We start from the raw sequence: 26,367 nt of genomic DNA, 5'->3' as shown, positions 1-26,367 counted from the left end.
TATTTATCTCTTCATTTTATATTGCATGTGGAAATATAGTCCTCCACCAAACATAACTCTTAGCTGGAATCTTATAGTATTTTCTCCTTGTTTTAAATAACGCTTTATATCAATCGGTAAATTTTTAGCTTGTAATGCTTGACCTTGGTCATTTCCATTGTTACAGTACCTTTTCTCATCTAGAGAATCAACGTTAGTAGGGAGGCTAAGTAACTTTGTGCCGTTGACATATATTAATGTGCAATCATCATACCATAAATCTTTTACTTCAAAATACTCAATATCGTCCATTATTGCATCTAAAGTTACTTTGAATTCTACAGTATGCAATATTGTATTGTCCGGTTTATTTGTTGCAGCTATAAATGCTCCATCCTTTGGAAATGCCATAATGCTCCCCTGTGGTACCGGTTTTTTGTTTAAGATATAGTCACCTATTTTAGTTACCGGATTATAAGGGGTCTCAGGTAATTGGTCTGATGGAAAGTCGTTATAACCAACTTTTATAGGTAATCCTTTAGATTCTCTACAGCCGACATTTTGGCCTAAAGGTTCAAACTCGACAACCTTTCTATCAAAATATGATAAACAATGGCGTTCTAAAGGTTTATTAGGATCAATAGGTATCCAATTCGTCGGGCATTTTCCTTTTGCAAGTTCTCCTATATCGCTTTCAGGCCATTCTGCATTACCGTGATTGTTACCGGAAGGAGCTTTCTCTGTGCTAGGAATTTTAGCACAAGTAGGTACTAATATAGGAGCACAAAGATTTAGCTCTTGCCAAGTTTTATCTCTTACATCCTCAGTCTCAGCTTTATATGTCGGCTCAGGAGGAGTATTGTTATCTCCTTTTGTATATGTCACTGTATAATATTTTGAAGGATCTACCGGTACTAATATTGGTCCTATGTTAGGTTTCGGCTCAATTCTATCTGTATAATCCCTACTTAAAACACATACTGGAGTATTAGCCTTATCGTTATTGGTATAGCATTTACTCGGAATCTTATTTATATTGCAAGTATAAATTGTAATACCTCTTCCTGGACCTGACACTGTTTCTTCTAGAGTACAGCGCGTTAGATCTGTATCTTTTTTACATAAGCCAAGATTTGGATATTTAACGTTATATTTATTTTTAAAATCTTTACAATTTATAGTATCGTTGTTGTAGAGTTTAGCAAGTACACAATTTGTCGAGTCATTATTGTAACCGGGCATAGGTGATCCATCAGGTAAAGTAGGACGCAGCATAGGGTTACAATGTTGGAAATTTTTCGGCATCAAGCAGGCATGCGTTCCACCTTGAATATATTTACCGTTTACATATTCTAAATATTTTAAATATACCGCACTTGAGTCAGGATTTCCATTACTATCATAAGGTGCTTTATCGTCTTTATATTTACCGTGAATAGTCAACTGATTTAGAGCATTCTCTCCTGAAAACGGCATAGCAATATATTTATCTTCCTTTGGGTCTTTAGGTATAAACGCAACGGAAGAACTATACTTATAACCGGCAAGCATTACTATGCTTTCTGTGTCAGTGGGGTTGGGAGGTGGAGGTCCGGCGTATGCTAACGGTGTTACAAGAGTGCTTGTTTCATCTATGATATTGTCGCCTTCTCTTACTTGTACTGACGCAATGAATTGCGGTTTATAATAAGCATCGTTGGGATTGCTATTATTAGTACAGGTAATTCCGGCATATTGCTTTGCACATTCATAAGCAGCTAAGCTGTAAGAATGATTTACTCTCGGTACGCAATCTATTAAATTACCGGACTCAAATAAGCAAATATTATTAGGATTTTGCTTATCGTCTTCAGTATTACTAATAGAGACATAAAGCTTTCTATCTTTACCGTTATTGTCTTTTAAGGTGACATCTGTCTTTATAGGCATTAAGCTAGTTGTATCTTGTTTTTGTATCTCAGGAAATTTTACGCTTACATCCTTAAATTCGCCGATATTAACTCCCCACACTTTTTGACAGGTAGTTGAATTAGAACTTGGACAGTCCGGTATATCGCTTATGTAGTAATCGCTGGGTGTTTCTACATTTCCAATTTTCTGCGAATATACTATTCTAAATCCCTCATTACAACCGTTAGCCGTAACACTACATGGTGTAGAAATTTCTGTATTAATACATGGAGTGTCGCCTGAAGTATTCTTACACGATTTAATTAAATCTTTAAAAGCCGTATTAGTATGAGTAATTTTTGCTGAAGAAAAATCTATATTACGTGGTTCTACACAAGTTTTGAGGTCAGAGGGAGAACTCGTGCAAAGCGGAACAAGATTGCTAAAGCTAACACGTATGGTATTATTAACAATATTGTTTTTAACATTAATATTAGATGGCACTACACAAGCCGGACTAGTAGAAGATTGGTCAAACTTGCCGCTTGCATCTTTTATGCTACATACATTATTAGCACTCGCATTAATGCTGATATAATCTAAATTTGGACAATATGGCGGTGGAAAAGGCCCTAAAGGTAATTGTACACAACCAAAAGAATAGCTATCTACAGAACCGTTTAATGACCCAAGTGCTTCAATAACTTTTATTATTAAAGCAGGAAAAAAATTAAAAATCTCTCCTATTGCATTAAGTATTGATTGAAGTACTTTTATAAATTCTGAATTTTGATTTATCATACCAAGAAGCTGCCCTAATAAACTTGGTAAACTTACTCCTTTTATCGTTTCAACTAAAAATTTTAATACTTTTGCAATAGGGCTAAGTTCGTTAGTGTGATGAAGAGGTTGACGATTAGGATTCCAGTCCATCGGATCAAGATGTACACCGGAATCTGAAACAAGGTTAACAAGTCCAGGATCGCTATAAGCACAAAGTTTAGGAGATTTTAAAGTAACTATTTTTCCATCTACATCGATTATCTTATTATCAGTTTCTGTATAACCGACTTTATTGAGATGTACTCCATCGGTATAACCTGGATCTGCAGGGGAAGGTGGGGCATTTATCCCGGGAGGTGGAGGCATATCCGGTACGGCAACTCTAGCACAGACTCTAGTTAGAGGTAGACCGTAACCTGTAGGCCATACTACACATTCTCCATCCCAATTTAAAGTAGAGTTTTGGTGCCAACAAGCTACGGCATTACAGCTTTGAACTCTAATACGAATTTTTGGAGTAAAGTAACTACTATCAGGGGCTTCTTCCGCACATCTATTGAGTAAAAAACCGATAAATGTACCTGGGTAATCAAATTGTAATAAACAAGTATCATTATCGCGACCGTCGCTTTTATTCCAAGGAGGACATAATGTGCCTGGTTTAAAAGGTCCTCTTGGCTTTGCATTGATGCCTCCATCCTTATTCCAAATTTCCGTTCTCTCACTTTGACCGCAATTACATGGATCGCTAAGACAATCGGCTATATCACCCCAAATAGATGCATATACATTAAATGAGAAAAATGAAAATAAGAAAAATAGTAAATATTTTTTTAACACTTTGAGTATTCTTTATGCTCGTTGTTTTTATAGTTCATAATAAATTATTGTCATCCCACGAGCTTGTAGCAGGATCCAGTCCTTTTTAATTTTTTTTGGATCCCATAATAAATCACGGGATGACAGAGTGAAATATTAGTCCGTATTTAACTCATTATATAGGTAATTAACCCAATTATCCGGAGGACCTTGGTGTTGTTCAAGTATTTTTTTATAAATATCCATTTCCTCCTGTCTGCTTGATAAAATACGGACAACTCCTATTAAAGCGGCAATACTTAATTCAGAAGCTATCGATTCATTATCCTTGCTAATTAAGAACATTCTTGCAGAAAGTATTAGCTGTGATAATTTGCGTATTTCCGGCTCGCTTAAACCTAAAATTTTATCTAAATCTTCTATTTTAACGTCAGACGGTAGAATAATTTTAGTATTAATTAAATCAAGCCAAGGTTTTATAGTATATTTTGGATATAACTTAAGATAAATAAAATTGAAATTACTGACGAAAATACCGTTATTTTGAGACAAATTATTATAGATTAAATTTATATTATCATAATAAACCTCAGGTCTGTAAAGTTTATCAAAATTATCGGCAGCAAATATTTTAGGTTTTGTGCCAACTAGACTTAAATGATAAGTAAAAGCATAAATTACTGCTGCACTAATACTTTGGTGTTTCTTTAAATTATTATTAAATTGTTCTAAAAATTTTCTCTCCGTCGGGTAAAATTGTTTAGAAAACGGCTCATCAGAAAGTTTATATAAATTAAACCCTATAACTTTCCCTTCTTCAATGTTAAGAGATGATCCGTCAAATAATCCGGAATATAATTGTTCTTCGGTAAAAACTTTAAGTTTATCAAGTATTTGTATTCCTCCTTCCTCCTTAAAATCTTCTAATTTTAAAATATCGGAAAAAATACGTTTTTCTTTTTCAATTGATAAAATTTTATTTTTTAATTTCTCTAGAAAGGATATCTCTATTTCGCTAAGAGGTGAAATATAATGACCACTGATTAATTTTAAAAATTCTAAAATGAATGCTTGTGATTTTTCTGTATCATCTACTAAAAATGGATTAATAATTTGTTTGTCCGGTTCTAACCATTTGCCTTCTATTGCCTCGATAAAAATTTTAGAATCATTATTATTAGAGATATAAATTATTGTTGGATCGTATTTAGTCGATTCTGATATTAAAAAGTTCAATAATACGGTTTTGCCGGTTTTTTCCGTACCAAAGATGCAAGTATTACCTTTATTCGTTTTATCATGAAAATTCATGAAATATGGAGTACCTCTCTCGGTTCGCAATAAAGTTATAGCCTTACCCCAAGGATTATATTGATTACCGAGTGTAGTATTATGAAGAACGGTAAGAGAAGCAATATGCTCTACGGATAATGGTGACATTCTACGTATAAAGGTAAAGTTAGCAGGTAATTGCGACCAAAATATTTGCTCAATATTAAGATCTTCTTTTACATGAATAATACCAAGTTTAAAAAGTTCAGTTGATATTTTAGCTACGGCTGCATCTAGTTTATTTTCATCTTCTTCTATAACGGCAATTGAAATTTGCTGATTACAAAATTGAAAATCTAAATTAGCTGTATCAAGCTTATTAATCCCTTTGTGATTAAGTAAAGTTGAGTCGTTAGTAATTTTTAGAATATAATCTTGACCACGCAATTTGGATATTACTTGTTTTTTGCTAACAAAGTAAAATATTTCAGTTATTATTAATTCAATCGGTAACTGTAAAAATTTATCCAGTGTATTAGAAGGAGTTTCGTGATATTCTTTTATAGATAGTAAAGAAGCGAATTTATTATTTTTCTCATGATCCGTAACTACCATTTTATCGCCGCTAATTGTATAAATACTTCTACCTAGTACATCGGATAAATCTATTATAGGTACCAAACAATCATTATTATTAAGGTTAGCTATTCGATTATATAAAAATAAAGGATTAGAAAAAACATTATCATTTTCAAATATTATACCGAGTTTTTCAGCACCAAATTCATTTAAATCATTTAAAATATTATTAGTGATATTGTCTAATTTTTGAAAAGCTGAATCTAAGTAGTTATTTTCAAAATTAGTAATTAATTTATTAGATAAAGAATTTATTAAAGAGTTAAAATTTTTGATGTTAACTTTAGCAGAATCATATACTATAGATATATATAAAGTATTAACGAATTTATCATTCCAATGATTTTTTCTTTGCCATAGGGTATGAATATTTGCCGGTAATAATTTTTTGTAAGGAGTTGAATCGTCTAAGTTTTGTTTTTCTCGTATTGTATGTAGCCAAAAAGCAAGATCATAATCGGTTATATTCTTTTTTATAGAAACTCTAACCATTTCACGTAAGTTTTGTATGTTATCGCTTATTTTCTCTGAGTTAATGCCGTGTATTTTGATAATTTGTAGTAATTTACCGTCTTTGGTAAGTAAAGTATTTTCATTATAATGACATGCTATAGGTACAAAATTAGGAGCATTATAATTATATATATCTTTGTCAAATTTTCGTAAATCACTAAACACAAATGACCTGAATTTAAATTATTGTTTTGTATGCTCGTTCAACTTGAAAAATTGGCTACGTCGTCTTTGTAAGTCCTCGGATGCTCAAGTATTAAGTATACGCTCCGCCCCTCGGCTTACAGACTCCTTGCTCTTTTCCAAGTTGAACTTCGTATAACAACTCTTCATTTCACAGGAGTATATACTAATGAACTTTGCTTGCGTGGATGCTAGAGTCGTCATTGCGAGCAGCCGTAGGCCTCTACTCGATGTCATTCCCGCTTTCGTGGGAATGACATAAGAGCCATGCAACAAAGCCAATTTAACAACAACTAGAAACTTTACCTTATTATTTATATTTAATAAACAATTATTCACTATAGGCAGTGATTTTTTGTAATCCTCCCATGTAATTTATCAAGACATCCGGTATAGTTATTGATCCATCTTCATTCTGATAATTTTCAAGTATTGCAACCATAGTTCTTCCGATAGGTAATCCTGAAGCATTTAAAGTATGAACTAAGGTAGTTTCGTTACTGCCGAATTCTTTATATCTTGCTTTCATTCTGCGTGCTTGAAAATCTCCACAATTAGAACAGCTAGCAATTTCGCGATATTGCTTTTGTCCCGGAAGCCATACTTCTATATCATAGGTTTTTTTTGCCGCAAATCCCATATCTCCGGTGCAAAGTAACATAACACGATAAGGAAGATTCAGTTTTTGTAAAATAGTCTCTGATGCATTAGTTATATATTCATGCTCATTTTTTGATTCTTCAGGGGTAGTAATAGATACTAGTTCAACTTTACCGAACTGATGTAATCTAATCATACCTCTTGTATCTCTACCGCTACTACCTGCTTCTGATCTAAAGCACGGGGTGTAAGCAACATAACGTATCGGTAATTTTTCTCTTGGTATAATAGTATCGGCGACTATATTTACTAAAGATACTTCTGCGGTTGGAATTAGTCTGTAACCATTGGTTGTTGCAAAAGACTCTTCGGCAAATTTAGGTAGTTGTCCTGCATTATACATAGCATTATCTCGAACTAATACCGGAGGTGATATCTCAAAGAAATCCAACTCTTTAGTATGAACATCAATCATAAAATTAATTAAAGCACGTTCTAGCTTTGCTAAATCACCTTTTAATGTTACAAATCTAGTTCCAGAAATTTTAGCAGTTTGTTCAAAATCCATTAAATTTAATTTTATACCTAGTTCAAAATGCTGTTTATTCAAAGCATTTGGATTTGTCTCTCCGTAAGTACGCACTAATTTATTCATACTTTCATCCATTCCGTAAGGTACTTCTTCGTCCGGAATATTAGGAAACATATTTAATAGTTCATTTAATTCGTTATTATTATTTAGATCCTGTTCAAGTGCTTCCAACTTCTCATTTATATGTTTGACATCTCTTTGTAACCCTTCAAACTCTTCGCCGCTTTTAGAGGCCATATTACCTAAAATCTTTGATTTTACCTTACGTGCATGCTGAAATTCTTGAATTAAACTCGTAATTTTTCTTTTCTCTCCGTCGAGCATAGCAATTTTACTAGACATAGGTTCAATAAATCTTTGGCTAAGCTTTTCATCGAACAATTCTTGATTTTCTCTAATCCATTTGATATTTAACATTTAGTGTCCTCGGTTTTTCTATAAAATTACATATCATTATTGAAGTTTCATATAATAAAAGTAGCGGTATTGCAAGAGCAAACTGGCTTAAAATGTCAGGAGGCGTTAATATTCCTGCAATAATAAAGTTAATTACCACGGCAATGCGTCTTTTTTGCTTAAGTGTTTGTACCTTAACTATTTTTAGTATATTTAATATTATTATCACAACTGGCAGTTGAAAAGCAACTCCAAAAGCAATAATTAAATAAATAACTAAATTTAGATACTCGCTAATTCTTGCTTCCAAAACTATCGGTACTATCATATCACGTTTTTCAAAACTAAGAAAAAAATTCCAAGCTTTCGGCATTACAAAGTAAAAAACAAAAATACTACCGCACCAAAATAAAATAGGCGACATAAAAAGAATAAAAGCGATAATTTTTTTTTCATGGCGATGTAACCCGGGACTGATAAATAAATAACACTCCAAAGCAATTATAGGTATAATAATAGTAAAAGCAGTAAAAGCTGCAAGTTTAATATAGGTAAAAAATGCTTCTGTAAGCCCTGTATAAATTATATTTCGTACTGTATCACCGCTTAGCTTAGCAAGCGGTTTTAATAAAATACTATAAATATTGTCGCTAAAATAATAGCAAATAGCAAATATAATTATAAAAGCAGTAAATATTCTAAGAAGCCTTATTTTTAATTCTAATAAATGTTCTTGAAAACTATATAGTTTCATAAAAATTCTGACTCTTCATTTCGCAGAAATATATATATCAATATTATAAACCTTTTTTAATAATTGTCATATCTTTTTAGAAATATTCACAAAGCCTAGTTTCTTTCTATATATTTTATAAAATATCGGGATAAATAACATGCTAAACAGAGTATTACCTAAAAAGAATACAGGCCAAGTAAGATATTTTGCACAAATACCGCCAAGGCTAGCTAGAATAATACGGCTAAGAGAGCTAAAAGATGCAATAATAGAATATTGTGTGGCAACAAATTCACTATTGCAAAGGCTAGCAAAATAGATAGAGATAATAGTTCCTGCAAAGCCTGCACAAAAATTTTGTACTGTAACAGTCATTATAAATGTCTTTATATCATAGCCGATAGTAGCAAGAATCATAAACATAAGAGGTGACAATAATTGAATAACTCCACCAATTAAGACACTATGAAATATACCCATTTTTGCAGCTAAAACGCCGCTTAAAGCTCCTCCGACGATCATGATTAGTAACCCGTAAGCTTTGTAAATAACGGCAATTTCATGAGTAGTAAAACTTAAATCTAGAAATAAAGGTGAACTCATAGCCATAGGTATAGAATCCGCAGCTTTATATAAAAAGATAAACAATATAATTAGCAGTAAATATTGCTGTTCATTTTTTAAGGAGATAATACTTTTTTTAATAACTTCAAAATATTGTTGTAATCCTATTAAATTAGTAGTTGTATGGTGTATTTTTTTTGATTGTGGTTCTTTGATACATAAAATTACTATAGGTCCAATTAGAGTAATGAATAGAGCAAATTTATATACTGTATTCCAGCCGAAAATAATTGATGAATATAAAGTACCGACGCTGCCAAGTAACATACCTAAACGAAACCCTATGCTACTAAAGGTAAAAGCCATTGAAAGCTCTTCTTTAGATGTAGGCCTCTCAATTCTATATGCATCAAGTACAATATCTTGTGTAGAACTGCAGAATGAAATAATAAATAAGATAATTGCAGTAATATATAAGTTATTACAAGGGCTTATGTTTAAGAACCCCGTCATCGCTAGGATTAAAAATATTTGTGATACCAATGCCCAGCCACGCCTGTGACCGAATTTAGAACATAAAAAAGGTATAGAGTATTTATCTATAAAAGGTGACCATATGACCTTTAAGCAATACGGAAAGGCAGCTAGTGATATCGAACCTATTATATCAGTGGTGTATTTTGCTTCGGATAATTGATATGGAACTGTAAAAAAAATTAAATTGAACGTAAGACCGGAAATTAAGCCTAAAAGTAAAATACCGATTAAATATGTATGATTATTTATGTCATTCTTGCGTGAATTGATCTTCAACGTTATTGTAAGGAAAAACTGTAAATTTCGACGAAGCAATCCAGTAAAAAATTCCGATTTACAGAATATTCTATTATTATTTCTGGATTGCCACCACGCTCCTTGCAGTTGTGGCTTTGTTGCATGGCTTACTTCCACCTCTGTCATCCCGCAAGTTTGTAGCAGGACCCAGTTAAAAATACTAATATTGTTAGTATTTTTAGTTGTTTTCTGGATACCGTGGTCAAGCCACGGTATGACACCGAACACGGTTTTTGAGCCATGCAACAACGCTTTCAGTCGCTCGCAATGACGATTAGGTATACACGCAATAATGCATCGCAGGAATGACATAAAGGAATGATTAAAAATTTTGTACACGAAATCTAATAGCTTTAAATAGTTACTTAATATTTCATTTTTAGGGAGTAAGGAGCGACTTTGGAAAATATTTTACCGACTACCGGTATTTTAGTTACAATAGTGCTGATTAAGAAAAAGGAAGGAATAACATTTCCTTTAACCATAATTAATTGCTGCTTGGTATCAATATTACCTGTCATAGTAAAATCAAAGAACGGTCCATGTGCTTCCGTATCAAAAATTGTAATTATATTTCCTCTATAATTAAATTTACCGCTCATATCTTCAAATAAAATATTTTTATTATTAGTTATTGAACTAAGAAAACCCGGCAACGAAACAAAGGAAACAAGCCGTGTTAAAAAAGGAGTATCGACTACCGTAAAATGTTTTATAGAAAATTTGCCGTCTAATATTGGCACTATTTCACCTTTTTTTACTTCATATCTTTTTGTATTTAAGTTGATGTTAATCTGACCGTTTTGCATAGTGGTATACATTCCGAGTCCCTTAAGCAATGCTCCGGCATTATCGGATTCAATTAACCATTGTTCAAAAGTTTCCTTAGCGGTAAGCGACATCTTAACTTTTTTATTATCAATATTAGCATTTAGAAAGCCGGAGAAACACCGCACTTTATCACATTTAATTGCTAAATCAAGATTACCTAGAATTATATTATTCTTTAAAAGTATTTTTGATATATTAGTTTTTAAATTAATATTATGTGTAGAATCTCCCGCTTTTTCTAAAAACTGCATCATATTAGCATTTGATAAATCTAATCCGCTTCCATAAAGTGCCGTATTAAGATTATGGTTATCTATAATTATTTTTCCTTTTAAATCCGTATGATTATGTTTAACAGAGGCTAGATTAATATTATAAATATTTTTCTTAATTAAGGCATTACCGTTAATTTTTAGATTATCCTGCCCTGAAAGGTTAAATTCAATATTTCTATCGAAATTTTTATCATTTAATTTAGTATATAAATATAAATTGGCTTTTTTATATAATTTTTTATGAATAGATACTTTATCTATATAAAATTCTAAATTATTAAGATTAGCATTAACGGTAATAAAACTCTCATTATTATGCTGTTTTTTATACTCAAAATTTAAAACGGTGCTGCCTGAAATTAATTTAAATACTCCAAATCTTTGATTATTTGCCGCAATATTGCTTTTTATTTTAAGTAAACACTCATTATTTTTATCCGATATATCATGATCATAAGTAAAGCTGCTTGCATAATTATTAATGTTACCTTTACCGCTAATATTTAGTTTATTATCTTTAAAACTACCTTTGGCTTCACCGTTTTGTAATAGGATATTATTGTCTAAGGTGTTAAAAGAGATATTTGTTAATGTCGACAAAACATTATAGCTATTAGGGATATTGGGGCTAATAGGAATTATTAGCTCTATTATTGAATTTGCCGTTCCTTTGATTTTTTTAAGATCAATATTTTGAGCTTTAATATTTTGATATGTATCATTTGGAACAAAGGCAATTAAGTCATTAATTTCACCTTTAGCAGTAGCATTAAAAACAAATTGTGATTTGTCCGGTCCTTCCCATTTGAAAGTCATAATACCGTCTGAAACGACACTTTTACCAATATATGCTTCATTAATTAGAAATTTTATTTCCGGTCCTGAAATGATTATATTAGTATCAACTTTAGTCAAAGGCGGTAAATCTGTATGATATTTATATTCAAAATTCGAGATATGTAAATTTGCTTTTAAATTATCTTCTACTAAAATATTTTTTTTTAAAAATTTTTTATCTAATTTAATATTTAATTCTCCGTTTTGGATGTAACCTTGTTTTATATGTTCTCGTAAATATGAGATTATAGGATTATCCGGAATAATTTTTTCGACTGTTTGATAAATTATTAAAGGCATATTTGCGGCAGCTGCACTTGCATCGATATTTTTATCGGTTATTATACCGCTTAGTGATAAAAAAGCTTTGTCCCCAAAGGTGAGTTTGCAATTAACGGTCTTTGGATTATCTTTAGAATAGGTTGTTTTATATGAGCATAAAGCATTTCCTAGAGGTAAGTCTGCTCCTTGCTCATCAGTTAAGATATCACTTTTTATTGAAGTTAGTCGTATGTCGGTTAGGGAATCTTTTTTAATTATATTTAACGAATAATCACCGGTCGTTGAAGTGTTTATAATCTCTTCATCGTTATTTGAAATTACGGAAATTTTATCGATATTAAAATTAGCCTCTATTAACGAATTAGAGAAGAAATTTTTGAAATTAAAGAAAAGATTAAAATCGTTAATTTCTCCTCTAGCATTATCTATAAGACTTAAGGAAATTTTATCTATGGATAATCGGTTTTCTTTAAATTCTAAATTATGTAGTACAGCCTTTATATCATTTTTACTTAAATAAAATTCAATTATTTTTTTCAAAGGTTCATTTAAGTGTCCTTTATTTGCACTATAAACAGTTAGAGTTATAGCCAAAGATAATGAAATCAGAATTATAAAAATACTAATAAAGGTTTTTTTAATAAAATTCATTTGAGCTTGTAAATCTATTGAAATATGATAAAAGCTTTATATACTCGGATAGAACTTCAAAAATTGGCTACGTCATCCTACAAGTACTCCGGTACTCACGTATTGAGTATACGCTCCGTTCCTCGTCTTGTGGACTCCTTGCACTTTTTGAAATTGAGCTTCGTCTATACTACTCTTCATTTATTTGAGGTATACACTACACTTGGAATATAACGTATAATTTAAAAATTTAATATAAAAATCACAAAAAATTATGAATATTACATTTATCGGTAGCGGATATGTGGGATTAGTCTCAGGTATTATTATGGGCTGTTTAGGTCATAATGTTACTTGTCTTGATAATGATGAGGTTAAAATATCCAAATTAAATAAGCAAATATTACCGATTTATGAAGCTAAACTTGATGAGTATCTTAAGCAAGCTTTAGAATCTGATAGGTTAAAATTTACAAATATTTATAATAATGAACTTCAAAATGCTGATGCAATATTTATTACGGTCGGTACACCTTCAAAATGGTTGGGAGAAGCGGATTTAAAATATGTTTATGATGCTATTGATAAAGTTTTCGAGCATATAAATAAAGATTGTTTAATAGTAATAAAATCTACCGTTCCGCCGGGTAGTTGCAGTAATATTATAGCTTATTTAAAATCAAAAGGCTTTTCATTTAATGTTGCTTCTAATCCTGAGTTTTTAAGAGAGGGTAGTGCGGTAGAAGATTTTTTATATCCTGATCGTATAGTTATCGGTGTAAATAATAAAGAATCAGAGGAAATATTGCGAAAAATTTATGCACCTTTACAAGGTGCAAAGTTTGTGGTTACCGATTTAGTGACGAGCGAACTTATTAAATATGCTTCAAATAGTTTCTTAGCTACCAAAATTGCTTTTATTAATGAGATGGCTGATTTATGTGAAAAAATCGGCGGTAATATTAAAGATTTATCTAAAGGTGTAGGACTTGACCAAAGAATCGGTCAAAATTTTTTAAATGTAGGACCTGGTTTTGGCGGTTCGTGCTTTCCAAAAGATATTCTAGCATTAAATAATCTTGTAGAAAATCATCATATAGATTGTAGGATTCTTAAGGCAGTAATTAAAAGTAATAAGCAGCGTCCAAGTAATATGGTAGATAAAATAGCTACTTTATTAGACGGAGATTTAAAAGGTAAAAATATAGCAATTTTAGGCTTAACATATAAAGCAGGAACAGATGATGTGAGAGCAAGCCCTGCCATCGAAATTGTAAAGATCTTATTAAATAAAGATGTATATGTTAAAGCATTTGATCCTATCGGTCTTGAAAATGCTAAAAAGAATTTGGAACATAAAAATTTGCTATATTTAGATTCAGCAGTTGAAGTCTGTAAATCAGTAGATATTATAGTTATTGCAACTGAATGGTCAGAATTTAAAGAACTTAATTGGCAAGAAATTTATGATTTAGTAAAATCGCCGATAATCATTGATCTTAGAAATATACTAGATAATAAAGCAATGAAAAAAATCGGTTTTAGATATTATGCAGTCGGAAGTAAAATTTAGTCTCGTCGTTAAGGCTTCCGATGTCATTCCCGCGAAGGCGGGAATGACATAAAGAGTAATACAGTAAGATAATAAACTTTAACATTAATTTAAAATGCGACCTGAATTTATTCATTTAAGAACTCAAAGCTCTTATTCTTTTCTAGACAGTGCATTAACGATTGAGAAGGTAGTAGAACTTGCTTCATCGAATAAAATGCCTGCTATTTGTTTGGCAGATAAGGGAAATTTATTCGGCTCATTAGAGTTTGCATTATATGCAGTAAAAAAAGGACTGCAGCCGATACACGGAGTTATTCTAAATATAAAATACGATATAGATATTTTTGCTCAAATTTTGCTTATAGCTAAAGATGAAACTGGCTATAAAAATTTACTCAAACTATCAAGCCTTACTTTTACTAAAAATGATCGTAAGATATGCGATCACATTGATTTTGAAGATTTAATCGAATATCAAGAAGGATTAATAGGATTATGCTGTTATACGGACGGTATTGTTGGAAAATGCTTGCTAGCTCGCAACGAGGAGCAAGCGATGCTGTTTGCACGTAAATTACAGGAAATTTTAGGAGATCGTTTTTACTTTGAGATTATGAGACATGAGCTACCGGAAGAACAGTTTATTGAGGATAGTTATATTAGAATTGCTGCCGAGCTTGCTATTCCGCTTGTTGCTACTAATAAAGTTTTGTTTAGTGAGAAAAGCATGCATGATGCACATGATGTATTGTTATGTATATCAGCCGGTGTTACTAAAGAATATCTGGATCGAAAAACAGTTAGCGAAAATTGTTATTTTAGATCACCGCATGAGATGATAGAGCTTTTTTCCGATTTACCTAGTGCCATCCAAAATACCGTAAATTTAAGAGAGCGTTGTTATTTTGCTGCACATGCAAACCCGCCGATGCTGCCTAATTTTGCCACCAAAGATATTAGTGAAACGGATTTAATTAGAAAAGATGCAAAAGAAGGGTTGCTTGCAAGGCTTGCTACAAAGTTTAAATCTGAAAATATTTCGTTAGAGAATCAAGAAGAATTGAAAACCGAATATTTTGCTCGTCTTAATTATGAGTTGGATATTATCTGTAATATGAATTTTGCCGGTTATTTTTTGATTGTATCTGATTTTATTAAATGGAGTAAAAAAGAGGGTATTTTAGTCGGACCGGGTAGAGGATCGGGAGCAGGCTCGGTTGTTGCTTGGAGCTTGCTTATTACTGATCTTGATCCGATTAAATTTGGCTTATTATTTGAAAGATTTTTAAATCCTGAACGTATTTCAATGCCTGATTTTGATATTGATTTTTGTCAGGAAAGGCGTGAGGAAGTAATTAATTACGTACGTTCCAAATACGGTAATAATAGAGTAGGACAGATTATAACTTTCGGTAAGATGCAGGCAAAGGCTGTAATTAAGGATGTCGCTCGTGTGCTTAGCTTACCTTATAAATTCGCTGATTATCTAACGGAGCTTGTCCCTTTTAGTGCAGTTAATCCAGTTAGCTTAGAACAGGCAATGCGTGAAGTTCCGGAGCTTGCAAATGCCACTAAAGGTAATGGGTTGTATAATTTAGAAGGTGAAGCAGAGTTAATTAAGCTAGTGCTTGATACTTCGTTAATTCTTGAAGGGCTGCATAGGCATTCCTCAACTCATGCTGCAGGAATCGTAATAGCAGGTACTGATTTAGTCGATATAGTACCGGTATATAAAGATGCTAACTCCGATATGCTGGTAGTCGGTTATTCTATGAAATATTCCGAGATTGCCGGTTTAATTAAATTTGATTTTTTAGGGCTACAAACCCTAACGGTTATTACCGATTGTAAGAAACTGCTTAAAGAGCAAGGGATAGAAGTAGATTTTAACAATATGACGTTTGATGATAATAAGACTTATCAAATGTTGTGTAAAGGTAAAGGGGTCGGCGTTTTCCAATTTGAAAGTATCGGGATGAAAGATGCACTTAGACGCCTTAAACCTGATTCTATACATGATTTGATAGCTCTTGGTGCGTTATACCGTCCTGGTCCTATGGAAAATATTCCTACCTATATAGCTTGTAAGCATAAATTACAACAGCCTGATTATTTACATGAGCTATTGAAGCCAATCTTAGAAGAAACTTACGGAGTGGTGATATATCAGGAGCAGGTACAAAGAATTGCTCAGGTTCTTGCAGGTTATACGCTAGGAGCTGCCGATTTACTTCGTAGAGCAATGGGTAAGAAGATAAAAAAAGAAATGGAGGAGCAGGAAGAAATTTTTGTTAAAGGAGCAATTGCTAATAATATTTCGGAATCTCAAGCTAAATCCATTTTTGCGACCGTGGCTAAATTTGCCGGATACGGTTTTAATAAGGCACATGCTGCGTCTTACAGTGTTATTTCATACCAAACTGCATATCTTAAAGCTAATTATCCTGCTGAATTTTTAGTAGCATGCTTAAATCTTGAATTGAATAATCACGATAAAATTAATTTATTTTTACAAGAAGCAAAAGATAACGGCATAAAAATTACTGCACCTAATATTAATATTTCTGAAGGGTATTTTAGTGTAAAGTTTTCGGACACTGTCATCCCGCGACTTGATCGCGGTATCCAGGAAATTTCAAAAGATACCGTGGTCAAGCCACGGTATGACATCGCGGGTGCAATAATCTTCGCCTTAGGTGCTATTAAGGGAGTTACGCCGAATTTCGGTAAGTTAGTAACGGATGAGCGAAAAGCAAGAGGGGCGTTTAAATCAATTACTGATTTTATTGAAAGATTACCCCCCAAATCTATTAACAGTAAATTATTGGAAAATTTAATCAAGTCAGGCTGTTTTGATGAGCTGCATGATAATCGATTGCAATTATTGTCAAGCATTCCAAAATTGCTTTCTTATTCAACTTCATATCACGAAGAGCAGGAATCTAATCAATTTAGCTTAATTAAAGTTTCTAGTTTAAGTCCAACTATTTTAGTATCAAGCGATTATGCCGATAAAAATACTTTAGCCTTTTATGAATTTGAGGCTATGGGTTTATTTATTTCTAATCATCCTCTTACGGAATATCAAGAAATATTTAGTCGTTTAAATATTTTAAATACTGCGGCTTTGCATAATAACTTACCTGATGGTACTAACCGAGTAAATATTGCCGGTGTAATACAAAAAAAGGATTCTCGTATGTCGGCAAGAGGTAGGTTTGTGACGCTCGTGCTTTCCGATCCTGAGAATATCTTTGAACTTAGTATTTTTAGTGAGGAAGTTTTAAAAGATTATGTACATTTACTTGATGTTAAAAGTTTGGTAGTTGTTAATTGTGACATAGTTAAAGATGAGGGAGGAATAAAACTAACGGCAAAAAGCTTTTCATCAATTGAGGATGCAATTAATAATAAACAATTTGAATTACAGTTTTATCCACAAAATCATGAAGAATTACGGCAGATAGTAACCTTGCTTGCAGCTCGTATAAATAACGAAGATCAGAGTAATGCTAAAGCTACAATCTATTTACAAAGCACAGATGTAAAGAATTTTGTAGCAAAAATTACATTACCTGAAAAATTCTTGCTCCAAGGGCAAGATTTTGAGATTTTAAAAGGATATAGTAAATAGCGTAGTTGTTGCGTGGTTCGGTTTTCCGCTGTCATTCCCGCAAGGCATTGTTGTGTGGATACCGGGTTGTTATTGTGAGCAGCCATAGGCTGCGTGGCAATCTCATGAAATAATAACAAACTCCTGAGATTGCGGACGTACAATTACTTCGTAATTTTCCTCGCAATGACTAAAAAACCGAGCCATGCAACAAAGCCAATGCCTAGCAGGAATGACATCGAAACCTTGAGTCAATTTTTATAGGCAATACCTGAATTGATGGTAAAATGAATCTATAATTGAGTAATATTCTTTAATGTTTTTTTACCGCTAAATACTGTATTATTATTTTTATTATCGCTAAGTTCCATATATTTTGTTAGTCGATGTTTGTTTGCTATTAACTTTGCTTCTTTTTCTAAATTGATATTTTGCTCAAGATTTGGATCTTTAATTAATTCTTTAAAATAATTACTTATAGATTTTAATCCCAATTGTCTCGTTAATTTACTTAAATACTTATAAAATTTATTTTTGATAGTTTGTTTTTTAGGTTCTGAATTTTTATTGAATGTATTATCGGTTTTAACTTTTTGTTTTTTATCTTCTAATACTTCTGTATTATTAGGTAGATTTTTATTAACTTCAGTCATTAGTGCATTTACTAAATTTTGTTTTTCTTCTTTAAGTACAGCGTCATTCAAAAAGCTTGATAGAATTTTTTGAGTATATTGTATCCAAGTTAAGGTTAGTAGTTTCTTGTTTTTCTACGTTCGGGAGTGGTATATTAATATGCTCGTTTTTTGTTTCAATTATAGGTGAGTCTCTTAATTTATTCTCTCCAAAAATATCTAGAGTTTGCTGCGTAAATTCATCTACTAATTTTTGAGCTTTTATAGGTGTTATTTCTTCATTAAATTTATTTTTACTATAAATCTTTGACCATTTGAGTGATTTCTTCGGATGCTTTTGCTTCCGGTATAGTCATTTTGTATTTTTGTGCCATATCTTTTATGACATCATCCAATTTCTTATGTTCTTCCGATAGCTCTAGTGGTTTAGGGTTAGTATTACTTTGTTTCATTTGTTGGAAAATATCTATAGCCGGGCGGTTTGCTATTTTCGCTTGTATTTGTGCTTTGATAAGTATATTTACATCTTTATCATTTAAGCATTTTGCTGATAGCTCTTTAATGATTTGTTCTTTGTTAGATTTATATAATCTATAATTTTCTAAAACTTTTTTTGAGGGAGCGATTTCATGATCTTCAAAACAAGTTTGGATATGGTTTATAACAGGCTTTAAAAGATCCTCGGTAATAGGTAAATCAGTGTCCTTATAGGGAAACACAGTAGATAAAAAATCTACTAGATCAATCTTGATATACTTTAAATTAGATTCTTCAGCAACTTTATTAAATAACTTTTCTTTTGTGCTTGGTGTCTGCCCTTCATTATAAAAAAAAGTATCAAAATAATTAGTAGCTGAATTGGCAATATCTTTTTGAAATTGATTTTGATAAGTTGTATTTGAGATACTTTGTTCTTTTATTAAAGGTATATTTAAGATATTTGCTAAATTTTTTTGTTCACTTTCTAAGTTTGATATTATTTGTGATACTTGATTTTGTGTAATAAATCATATATTTCACGAAATTCTGTATCCGGTACATTGTCTCTTAAAGCTTCTCTTATTGACCTGCTACTACAATTCCCTAAAGTTTATCCGGTAACTGTTCTTCTTGAATCAGCTGTTGGATTAATAAATTGCTCTGATTTGAATCTGTTGATTTCGTTATTATGAGCTTTTATTGCTTCTATTTCATTTATAGATAATATACTATCTTTTATTTCTTTATCTGTTTGATTTTTGAGTGCATATTTAATTGAGCTGAATTTTGCTTTACTTCTTGCTTCTATTGTTTCATTTATTTTAGATAATTGGTCTTTTGGTGTTTGATTTAGCTTTGAATTATCTGCTCTTACCCCAGCACCGGCATTATATATATACGATAATTTTTTCCGTTTTCTTTAGAATATTTTATAACATTTGCATGTAATCCTGTAAGTAGGAGCATTAGAATATGATAAATATGCTTCTCCGGTTTTTTGCAGTTTATCATATATTTCATCTGTAGTTTTTTCTAAAAATTTTTTTAACTGTTCTGCTGGTGGTAATTCAGTTGAGCTAGTTAAATTACGTACTAAAAAGGATTGCTTATAAATCTCATCTAAGCCATCCATAAAATGGTCTAATTTTTACCTGTATTTTCGTCAGGATTTAAAGCTTTATAAACTCCAAGTAAAGCTTTATACGCTAGCCGTTATAAAATGAGTTGAGCCTAAATTATAATCTTTTGTAGATTTATCATAGGTACGGGCATCGTCAAGCATTTCGCAGTACTGAGTTGCTTTTGCTTCATACTCATATTTTCGTATGTTATTTAAGGTTTGAGTGATATTTTCATAATGCTCTTTCAGCTTATTTTGGTTATTCTCTTTTAGAGCAGTATTTGTGAGTTCATTATCATAATTTTCTAAGTTACCGAATTTTCTATCATTATTTATATTCTCAGCCATATTTTCAACTGATTAGTTAAACAGGGATAAAAATAATCATGTATTACGAATAAATAAATGTTAATAATTACTTACCTCAATATATCTACTTTATCTAATTGTTCCCATGTAAAATTTTCGTCTTCTCGGCCGAAATGACCGTAAGAAGCCATTTTTTGATAACATGGAGTGCGAAGCTTAAGATGTTTAATAATTCTTCCTGGACGCATATCGAAATGCTGTGTTATGAGCTTAGTAATTTGTTCGTTGCTTAATTTGTTAGTACAGCAAGTTTCAGCATAAACAGATACGGGAGCAGCTACGCCTATTGCGTAGGATATTTGTATTTCACAACGATCGGCAAGTCCTGCTCCTACTATATTCTTAACAATATAGCGTGCCATGTAAGCAGCCGACCTATCTATTTTTGTTGGATCTTTTTCAGAAAAGCAATCGCCACCGTGTCTTACCATTCCTCCATAGCTGTCCACGATAATTTTCCTACCGGTTAAACCGCAATCTGCAACGAGACCGCCTATAACAAACCGACCCGTCGGATTAATTAGGTATTTAGTGTCTTTATGAAGTAAATTGTTTGGTAATGCCTGTTTAATAATTTCTTCCATTACTGCTTCAATAAGGTCTTTTTGTTGTATTTCCGGATGATGCTGAGTTGATAAAACTACTGCATCAATGGCAATTGGTTTGTTATTTTCATATCGTAACGTGACTTGAGATTTTGCATCGGGTCTAAGCCAAGACATTTTGTTTACGTAAATATGCTTGCCTTTTCATTACATGCATAACCGAAAACCATACCTTGGTCTCCTGCACCTATTTCATCGTCATTTGCATTGTCAACACCCATAGCTATATCGGGTGATTGTTTAATGATAGCTGAAATTACGGCACAACAGCTACCGTCAAATCCATAATTTGGATTATTATAGCCGATTTCTTGTATCTTGCTACGTACTATTTGCTCAATATCCACATAGGTACTAGTAGTAATTTCGCCACTCACTAGAACTAGACCGGTTGTTACAAATGTTTCACAGGCAACACGACCGTTAGGGTCTTGTTTTAGAATCTCATCAAGTACCGTAGTAAAGCATATAAAAAACTTGTTTTTTATATGCTTATTTTATCAAATATGTATGCTGTATTATATGTTGAAGTGATTTTTCTGGATTCCCGCTTTTGCGGGAATGACATCAAGTCATGCAATAACGCCGCCTTTAGCTAGGAATGATATACCTTCAATGAATTTCCATCCAGTTATTACCTGCTCTAATTTCGGTTATAATCGGTACATCCATATTAGTAGAATTTTCCATGATTTTTTTAATAATAGGTGTTATAATTTCTACTTCATCAATCGGTGCTTCAAATAGTAATTCATCATGAATTTGCAGTACTAATCTTGTTTTAAGTTTACGTTTTTCTATTTCTTGATCTAGATTGATCATAGCAATTTTAATTATATCGGCATTAGTTCCTTGAATCGGAGCATTAATAGCCGCACGTTCTGCAAATTGTTTAAGCTTTTTATCATGAATTAGAGGTACAAAACATTTTCTGCCAAAGCAATTTGTGACATAGCCGTTGCTACTTGCAAAAGCTTTTGTTTGCTCCATATATTCTTGCACTCCTTTATATTCAGCAAAATATTTCTTGATATATTCGGATGCTTTGCCGTTAGTAACGTTTAATTGCTTAGCAAGCCCAAAAGCACTTATACCGTAAATGATACCAAAATTTATAGCTTTTGCTTTACGCCTATGTTCGCTAGTTAGTTCATGTTTTTGTAAGTTAAAGATCTGACAAGCAGTTTGAGTATGTATATCGTCTTTATTGATAAATGCTTGTTTTAGTGCATCTATATTTGCGATATGGCTTAATATTCTAAGCTCAATTTGAGAATAATCGGCAGATATTAATTTATAACCTTCTTCAGCAATAAAAGCTTGTCTGATTTGATTTCCCTCACTAGAGCGAATAGGTACATTTTGTAGATTAGGTTCTTGTGAGCTAAGTCTTCCTGTAGTGGTAGAAGTTTGTAAAAATGTCGTATGTACTCTATGTGTTCTATTATCTATCTGTTTCGGCAAACTATCGGTGTAGGTATTCTTTAATTTTGTCAGTTGCCGCCATTTTAATAACAAATCTGCAATATTATATCCATGCTCACTAAGTTTTTCTAGTATTTCCGCTCCCGTTGAGTAAAAGCTTGCTTTAGCTGAAGCTTTACCGAAAGGTAATTGCATTTTTTCGAACAAGATTTCGCCTAATTGTTTTGGCGAACCAATATTAAATTTAGTTCCGCTAAGAGCAAAAATTTCTTCTTCAAGTTTTAGAATTTCTGTTCCAAATTCAGCGGATAATTGTTTTAGGTAATTAGCATCTACTGTAATACCCACTTTCTCCATTTTATCTAAAATAAAACAAATAGGTAAATCAATGTTGCTATAAAGTCTAAAGGTTTTGTTGTCTTTAAGCTCCAATATAGTTTGCTTATAAAGTGCGATAAAGTTTATTACTATTTTTGCTGATTCGATAATTATATTTTCTATCAAAGTTTCTTTCAAAACTTCTTTAAATAAATTTTTCTGTGATAAACCGGCAGATAACGTATACTGCATTAATTCTAAATCTTCTATAGCCGTAATGTCATGAGATTGGTTTGCATAAAATTTAAGTAGAGGTTTAAGAGAGTAAGTAATTTTTTTTATGGATTTATCGGTTAGTAAATTGAAGATTATATCCGAAAACCAGTTGTTATTAGTTTTAGTATTATAAGAAAATAGATCATGAGAAGTGTTTGAAATTTTAATAATATAGCTTTGGTTTTGCAGTGATAAAATAAAAGCAAGATTAGTTCCTTTATATTGTAATAAATATATCCCGAATATTCCTATTTTCTTGGCTTCTTTAGCAAAGTCTGCTAACTCATTAGCATTATTAATTTCTTTTATTTCCGTTACTTTATTATCTGCTATCTCTTTGTGGTCATTAATTTTAATATCCAATAAATTTTCTACTCTTTTATATAAAGATCTAAAACCGTATTCCTGTAAAAATTCTGTTAATTTATCGCTATTTGGAGGTGACCATTCTAAATTATTTAGCTGAAAATCTAAATCAACATTAGAATCAAGCCCTATTAACTGCCATGAAATTAACGCTGCTTCTCTTGAATTTTGTAAAGTTTCACGTTGTTTTACGCTTGAGACTTGGTCTAAAGAGTTAAATATATTTTCTACAGAACCAAATTGCGTTATAAGACTACTTGCAGTTTTTGGTCCAATAGATGGTACACCCGGAATATTATCCGATCTATCGCCGATTAAAGCCATTACTTCACGTAATTTATCAGAAGTAGTGCCGAATTTTTTAACAACATCATCCTCCGTAATATATTTCCCTTTTAACGGATCATATATCTTGATGTTTTCAGTCATTAACTGTAATAAATCTTTATCGGAAGAGATAATGACTACATGTTCGCCAAGTGCAGCAGTTTTAGTAGCAAAGGTTGCGATAATGTCATCGGCTTCATAACCGTTCTTCTCTAGAATAGGAAAATTTAAGTTACTTGCAACATCACGAACTAAAGGTAATTGTACAATTAAATCTTCAGGGGGTGGAGGGCGGTTAGCTTTATAGTCGGGATAAATCTGATGGCGAAAATTTTTCCCGCCGCTGTCAAATACTACAGCGACATGTTTAGGCTTAAAGTCGCTCAGTAATTTTAGCAGCATTGAAGTAAAACCGTAAAGAGCACCGACAGGCTCGCCTTTTGGTGAAGTTAAAGGCTGTTGTGCATAATAGGCTCTAAAAACAAATCCGTATCCGTCTATGAGCAATAAGGTATTTTTTTGAGTCATTTTATGATTTTATTTTTAATTAAATTGTCATTGCGAGGAAATTGCATAGCAATTGACGAAGCAATCTCAGGAGTTTATTATTACTTCATGAGATTGCTGTGTAGCCTACGGCTGCTCGCAATGACGACTCAATATTCGTGCGGGCAATGACATAGCAAAACCTCACAACCCCACTAGATTTCTAGCAAAATCATGTCGGTTGAATATTTTTAAGTCCTCTATCTTCTCGCCTATACCGATAAAGTATAAGGGTAAATTAAATTTTTGTACTACTCCGACAATTACGCCCGCTTTAGCACTGCCATCTAGTTTAGTCACGATAAGCCCCGTCAAATTAGTAGCATCATTAAAATGTTCTACTTGGTTATAAGTATTTTGTCCGGTAATAGCATCAATGACTAAAACGTTATGAGTGGGTGCATTCTCGTCTAGTTTTTTTATAACTTTTACAATCTTAGACAGTTCATCCATCAAATTTTTCTTATTATGAAGCCTACCTGCCGTATCGATAAAAAGTATGTCGATATTTTGTTTTATCGATTCTTCCGTCCCGCGATAAGCAACACTCGCAGGGTCAGCAGATTCTTCACCGGTAATAAGTAGTGCATTTGCTCTATCTGCCCAAGTACTTAGCTGATTTATGGCAGCTGCTCTAAAAGTATCGCAGGCTGCAACTGCTACTTTTTTCCCTTGTGCCGAGTACATTGTAGCAAGCTTACCTATAGTCGTGGTTTTACCTGCTCCGTTAACACCGCAAACTAAAATTACGTTTAATTTATTTTCGCTTAAAGTAAAAGGAATTTCTGATTTTGATAGCTGCTGCTCTATTAATTTAGCAAGGGCTTCTTTTACTGTATCACTATCTATTTCTTTGTCAAATTTTACCTTTTTAAACTCTTCAATAATATTAGTTACTACCGAAACACTCATATCACTTGAGATAAGTAGCTCTTCTAGCTCTTCTAGAGTTTCTGCATCTAATTTTTTCTTGTAAAATATTTTGTTGATACCTTCCGATATTTTATTAGAAGTTTTAGATAAACTTTGTTTTAATTTACTAAATATCGAAATCATATTAGATAGTTTTTTGTTTTATGGGTGTTGGTGTTACGCATGCGTGAGTATCAAATCGTCATTGCGAGGAAATTACGTAAGTAATTGACGAAGCAATCTCAGGAGTTTGTTGTTATTTCATGAGATTGCCACGCACAGCCTATGGCTCGCAATGACGATTAGGTATCTACACAGATAAGCCATCTTGCAATGATGATTAAGGTACTTATCTCTTTTTCTTATTTTTGCTTTTGTTTTTATTTCCGTCAGTGGTTTTATTGAATCTACCTAAATTTTTAACAAATTTTTGTAGTCCGTTAAGTTCCGTTCCATATGTCCTAGTATATTCATGGACTATTTCTATATCTTGTCTATGAGAATCATCTATTACTACTACTTCCTGCATAAAATTATTAGCATCAAACGTAATTTTTACTATCTTCTGCTTTTCAATTTTTGGATTGAGCCAAGCTCTTTGAGACATAACTCTTTCAACATAATACCAGGTATTTTGGGAATATTCCGGTACCATAGTAGGCGTACCTATTAACTCTACGACTTCTGTTTTATTTAGTTTTTTAGACTCTAATTTTACAAGTGTCGAATCATCTATGGATTGCCCTCTATTTTCGATAGTTTTGCAGCCACTTAAGGAAAAAAAGGCTAATATACTAAAAATGTATGTTATAAAAATTTTCATAAGTTTAATGTTATCTAGATTTTATTATAGATTTTATTGCAAGATTATAATATACTGCTTCACTAATTTGACAAATACTTTTTAATTTATATTTAGAGAGGCTAATAATGGCAGTTCCAAAGAAAAAAACATCAAAATCAAGACGTAATATGAGACGTTCGCACTTAGCACTTGGCAAAGTTAACGTAATGGTTGATTCGCAAACCGGTGAATATAAGCTTCCGCATCACATTTCTTTAGTCGACGGTACTTATAATAATCGTCCAGTAGTAACAAAGAAAATTAAAACAGAAGAAGAAGTAGCCTAAAAGATTTATGACCTGTAAAATTATTGGTTGCGGCGGG

Annotated in this window: 16 protein-coding genes and 2 pseudogenes; 3 read left to right on the top strand and 15 right to left on the bottom strand. The window is 32.2% G+C overall.

Annotation, left to right across the window (positions count from 1 at the left end; genetic code table 11):
* Positions 1 to 3: 3 nt before the first annotated feature.
* From RGRA_RS0107475 to RGRA_RS0107450, 7 genes are all read right to left on the bottom strand, one after another.
* Positions 4 to 3,492: a hypothetical protein gene (locus RGRA_RS0107475; RefSeq protein ID WP_017442655.1), complete on the bottom strand. Its 3,489-nt coding sequence runs from the start codon at positions 3,490 to 3,492 to the stop codon at positions 4 to 6.
* 135 nt (positions 3,493 to 3,627) lie between these two features.
* Positions 3,628 to 6,060: a VirB4 family type IV secretion/conjugal transfer ATPase gene (locus RGRA_RS0107470; RefSeq protein ID WP_017442654.1), complete on the bottom strand. Its 2,433-nt coding sequence runs from the start codon at positions 6,058 to 6,060 to the stop codon at positions 3,628 to 3,630.
* A gap of 84 nt (positions 6,061 to 6,144) precedes the next feature.
* A complete protein-coding gene (locus RGRA_RS14480; protein ID WP_084520626.1) occupies positions 6,145 to 6,360 on the bottom strand; it encodes a palindromic element RPE5 domain-containing protein in 216 nt (71 codons plus the stop codon).
* Positions 6,361 to 6,409: 49 nt separating this feature from the next.
* Complete coding sequence (gene serS, locus RGRA_RS0107465; RefSeq protein ID WP_017442653.1) at positions 6,410 to 7,687, bottom strand: serine--tRNA ligase; 1,278 nt, start codon at positions 7,685 to 7,687, stop codon at positions 6,410 to 6,412.
* Positions 7,665 to 8,420 (bottom strand): twin-arginine translocase subunit TatC, encoded by a 756-nt coding sequence (gene tatC, locus RGRA_RS0107460; RefSeq protein ID WP_017442652.1) that lies wholly within the window; start codon positions 8,418 to 8,420, stop codon positions 7,665 to 7,667. The genes serS and tatC overlap by 23 nt, the downstream gene beginning before the upstream one ends.
* A gap of 66 nt (positions 8,421 to 8,486) precedes the next feature.
* On the bottom strand, positions 8,487 to 10,139 hold the full coding sequence (locus RGRA_RS0107455; RefSeq protein ID WP_024547398.1) for an MFS transporter: 1,653 nt from the start codon (positions 10,137 to 10,139) through the stop codon (positions 8,487 to 8,489).
* 26 nt (positions 10,140 to 10,165) lie between these two features.
* The gene (locus tag RGRA_RS0107450; RefSeq protein ID WP_024547397.1) at positions 10,166 to 12,676 is read right to left on the bottom strand and encodes a YhdP family protein; all 2,511 of its coding nucleotides are present in this window, start codon (positions 12,674 to 12,676) and stop codon (positions 10,166 to 10,168) included.
* 253 nt (positions 12,677 to 12,929) lie between these two features.
* Between RGRA_RS0107450 and RGRA_RS0107445 the strand changes: the two genes are divergently transcribed.
* Complete coding sequence (locus RGRA_RS0107445) at positions 12,930 to 14,228, top strand: UDP-glucose dehydrogenase family protein (protein WP_017442646.1); 1,299 nt, start codon at positions 12,930 to 12,932, stop codon at positions 14,226 to 14,228.
* 94 nt (positions 14,229 to 14,322) lie between these two features.
* Positions 14,323 to 17,844 carry a DNA polymerase III subunit alpha gene (dnaE, locus tag RGRA_RS0107440; RefSeq protein WP_017442645.1) on the top strand — a complete coding sequence of 1,174 codons (3,522 nt, stop codon included), beginning with the start codon at positions 14,323 to 14,325 and terminating at the stop codon, positions 17,842 to 17,844.
* A gap of 272 nt (positions 17,845 to 18,116) precedes the next feature.
* On the opposite strand, the gene RGRA_RS14475 is transcribed toward dnaE, so the two are convergent.
* From RGRA_RS14475 to RGRA_RS0107395, 8 genes and pseudogenes are all read right to left on the bottom strand, one after another.
* Positions 18,117 to 18,317: a hypothetical protein gene (locus RGRA_RS14475; RefSeq protein WP_017442649.1), complete on the bottom strand. Its 201-nt coding sequence runs from the start codon at positions 18,315 to 18,317 to the stop codon at positions 18,117 to 18,119.
* A 434-nt stretch (positions 18,318 to 18,751) separates the two neighbouring features.
* Positions 18,752 to 19,174: a hypothetical protein gene (locus RGRA_RS13905; RefSeq protein ID WP_017442644.1), complete on the bottom strand. Its 423-nt coding sequence runs from the start codon at positions 19,172 to 19,174 to the stop codon at positions 18,752 to 18,754.
* 631 nt (positions 19,175 to 19,805) lie between these two features.
* Positions 19,806 to 20,067 (bottom strand): annotated as a pseudogene (locus RGRA_RS09485) (hypothetical protein).
* Between the two features lie 66 nt (positions 20,068 to 20,133).
* A complete protein-coding gene (locus tag RGRA_RS0107415) occupies positions 20,134 to 20,403 on the bottom strand; it encodes a hypothetical protein (RefSeq protein WP_017442643.1) in 270 nt (89 codons plus the stop codon).
* 71 nt (positions 20,404 to 20,474) lie between these two features.
* Positions 20,475 to 21,487, bottom strand: a pseudogene (gene metK / locus RGRA_RS09480) (methionine adenosyltransferase); the annotation flags it as partial.
* Between the two features lie 154 nt (positions 21,488 to 21,641).
* Positions 21,642 to 24,269, bottom strand: a complete 2,628-nt coding sequence (gene polA, locus RGRA_RS0107405) for a DNA polymerase I (RefSeq protein WP_017442642.1) — start codon at positions 24,267 to 24,269, stop codon at positions 21,642 to 21,644.
* Between the two features lie 162 nt (positions 24,270 to 24,431).
* Positions 24,432 to 25,343: a signal recognition particle-docking protein FtsY gene (gene ftsY, locus RGRA_RS0107400; RefSeq protein ID WP_017442641.1), complete on the bottom strand. Its 912-nt coding sequence runs from the start codon at positions 25,341 to 25,343 to the stop codon at positions 24,432 to 24,434.
* A gap of 205 nt (positions 25,344 to 25,548) precedes the next feature.
* Positions 25,549 to 26,022, bottom strand: a complete 474-nt coding sequence (locus RGRA_RS0107395; RefSeq protein WP_017442640.1) for an outer membrane protein assembly factor BamE — start codon at positions 26,020 to 26,022, stop codon at positions 25,549 to 25,551.
* A gap of 107 nt (positions 26,023 to 26,129) precedes the next feature.
* Here RGRA_RS0107395 and rpmF point away from each other — a divergent pair, with 107 nt between their 5' ends.
* Positions 26,130 to 26,330: a 50S ribosomal protein L32 gene (gene rpmF / locus RGRA_RS0107390; protein WP_017442639.1), complete on the top strand. Its 201-nt coding sequence runs from the start codon at positions 26,130 to 26,132 to the stop codon at positions 26,328 to 26,330.
* Positions 26,331 to 26,367: the final 37 nt, after the last annotated feature.

Origin of the sequence: Rickettsia gravesii BWI-1 (genome assembly GCF_000485845.1) — a bacterium.
Lineage (GTDB): Bacteria > Pseudomonadota > Alphaproteobacteria > Rickettsiales > Rickettsiaceae > Rickettsia > Rickettsia rickettsii.
Note: the sequence above shows the minus strand (reverse complement) of the source record. Positions and strands in the feature narration are given on the sequence as shown.

Bases quoted from the DNA above. Each gene is read 5' to 3' on its own strand.
- RGRA_RS0107395 (WP_017442640.1), bottom strand. From the start codon at position 26,022: ATGAAAATTTTTATAACATACATTTTTAGTATATTAGCCTTTTTTTCC.
- ftsY (WP_017442641.1), bottom strand. From the start codon at position 25,343: ATGATTTCGATATTTAGTAAATTAAAACAAAGTTTATCTAAAACTTCT.
- rpmF (WP_017442639.1), top strand. From the start codon at position 26,130: ATGGCAGTTCCAAAGAAAAAAACATCAAAATCAAGACGTAATATGAGA.
- RGRA_RS0107415 (WP_017442643.1), bottom strand. From the start codon at position 20,403: ATGGCTGAGAATATAAATAATGATAGAAAATTCGGTAACTTAGAAAAT.
- RGRA_RS0107445 (WP_017442646.1), top strand. From the start codon at position 12,930: ATGAATATTACATTTATCGGTAGCGGATATGTGGGATTAGTCTCAGGT.
- RGRA_RS0107450 (WP_024547397.1), bottom strand. From the start codon at position 12,676: ATGAATTTTATTAAAAAAACCTTTATTAGTATTTTTATAATTCTGATT.
- tatC (WP_017442652.1), bottom strand. From the start codon at position 8,420: ATGAAACTATATAGTTTTCAAGAACATTTATTAGAATTAAAAATAAGG.
- polA (WP_017442642.1), bottom strand. From the start codon at position 24,269: ATGACTCAAAAAAATACCTTATTGCTCATAGACGGATACGGATTTGTT.
- dnaE (WP_017442645.1), top strand. From the start codon at position 14,323: ATGCGACCTGAATTTATTCATTTAAGAACTCAAAGCTCTTATTCTTTT.
- serS (WP_017442653.1), bottom strand. From the start codon at position 7,687: ATGTTAAATATCAAATGGATTAGAGAAAATCAAGAATTGTTCGATGAA.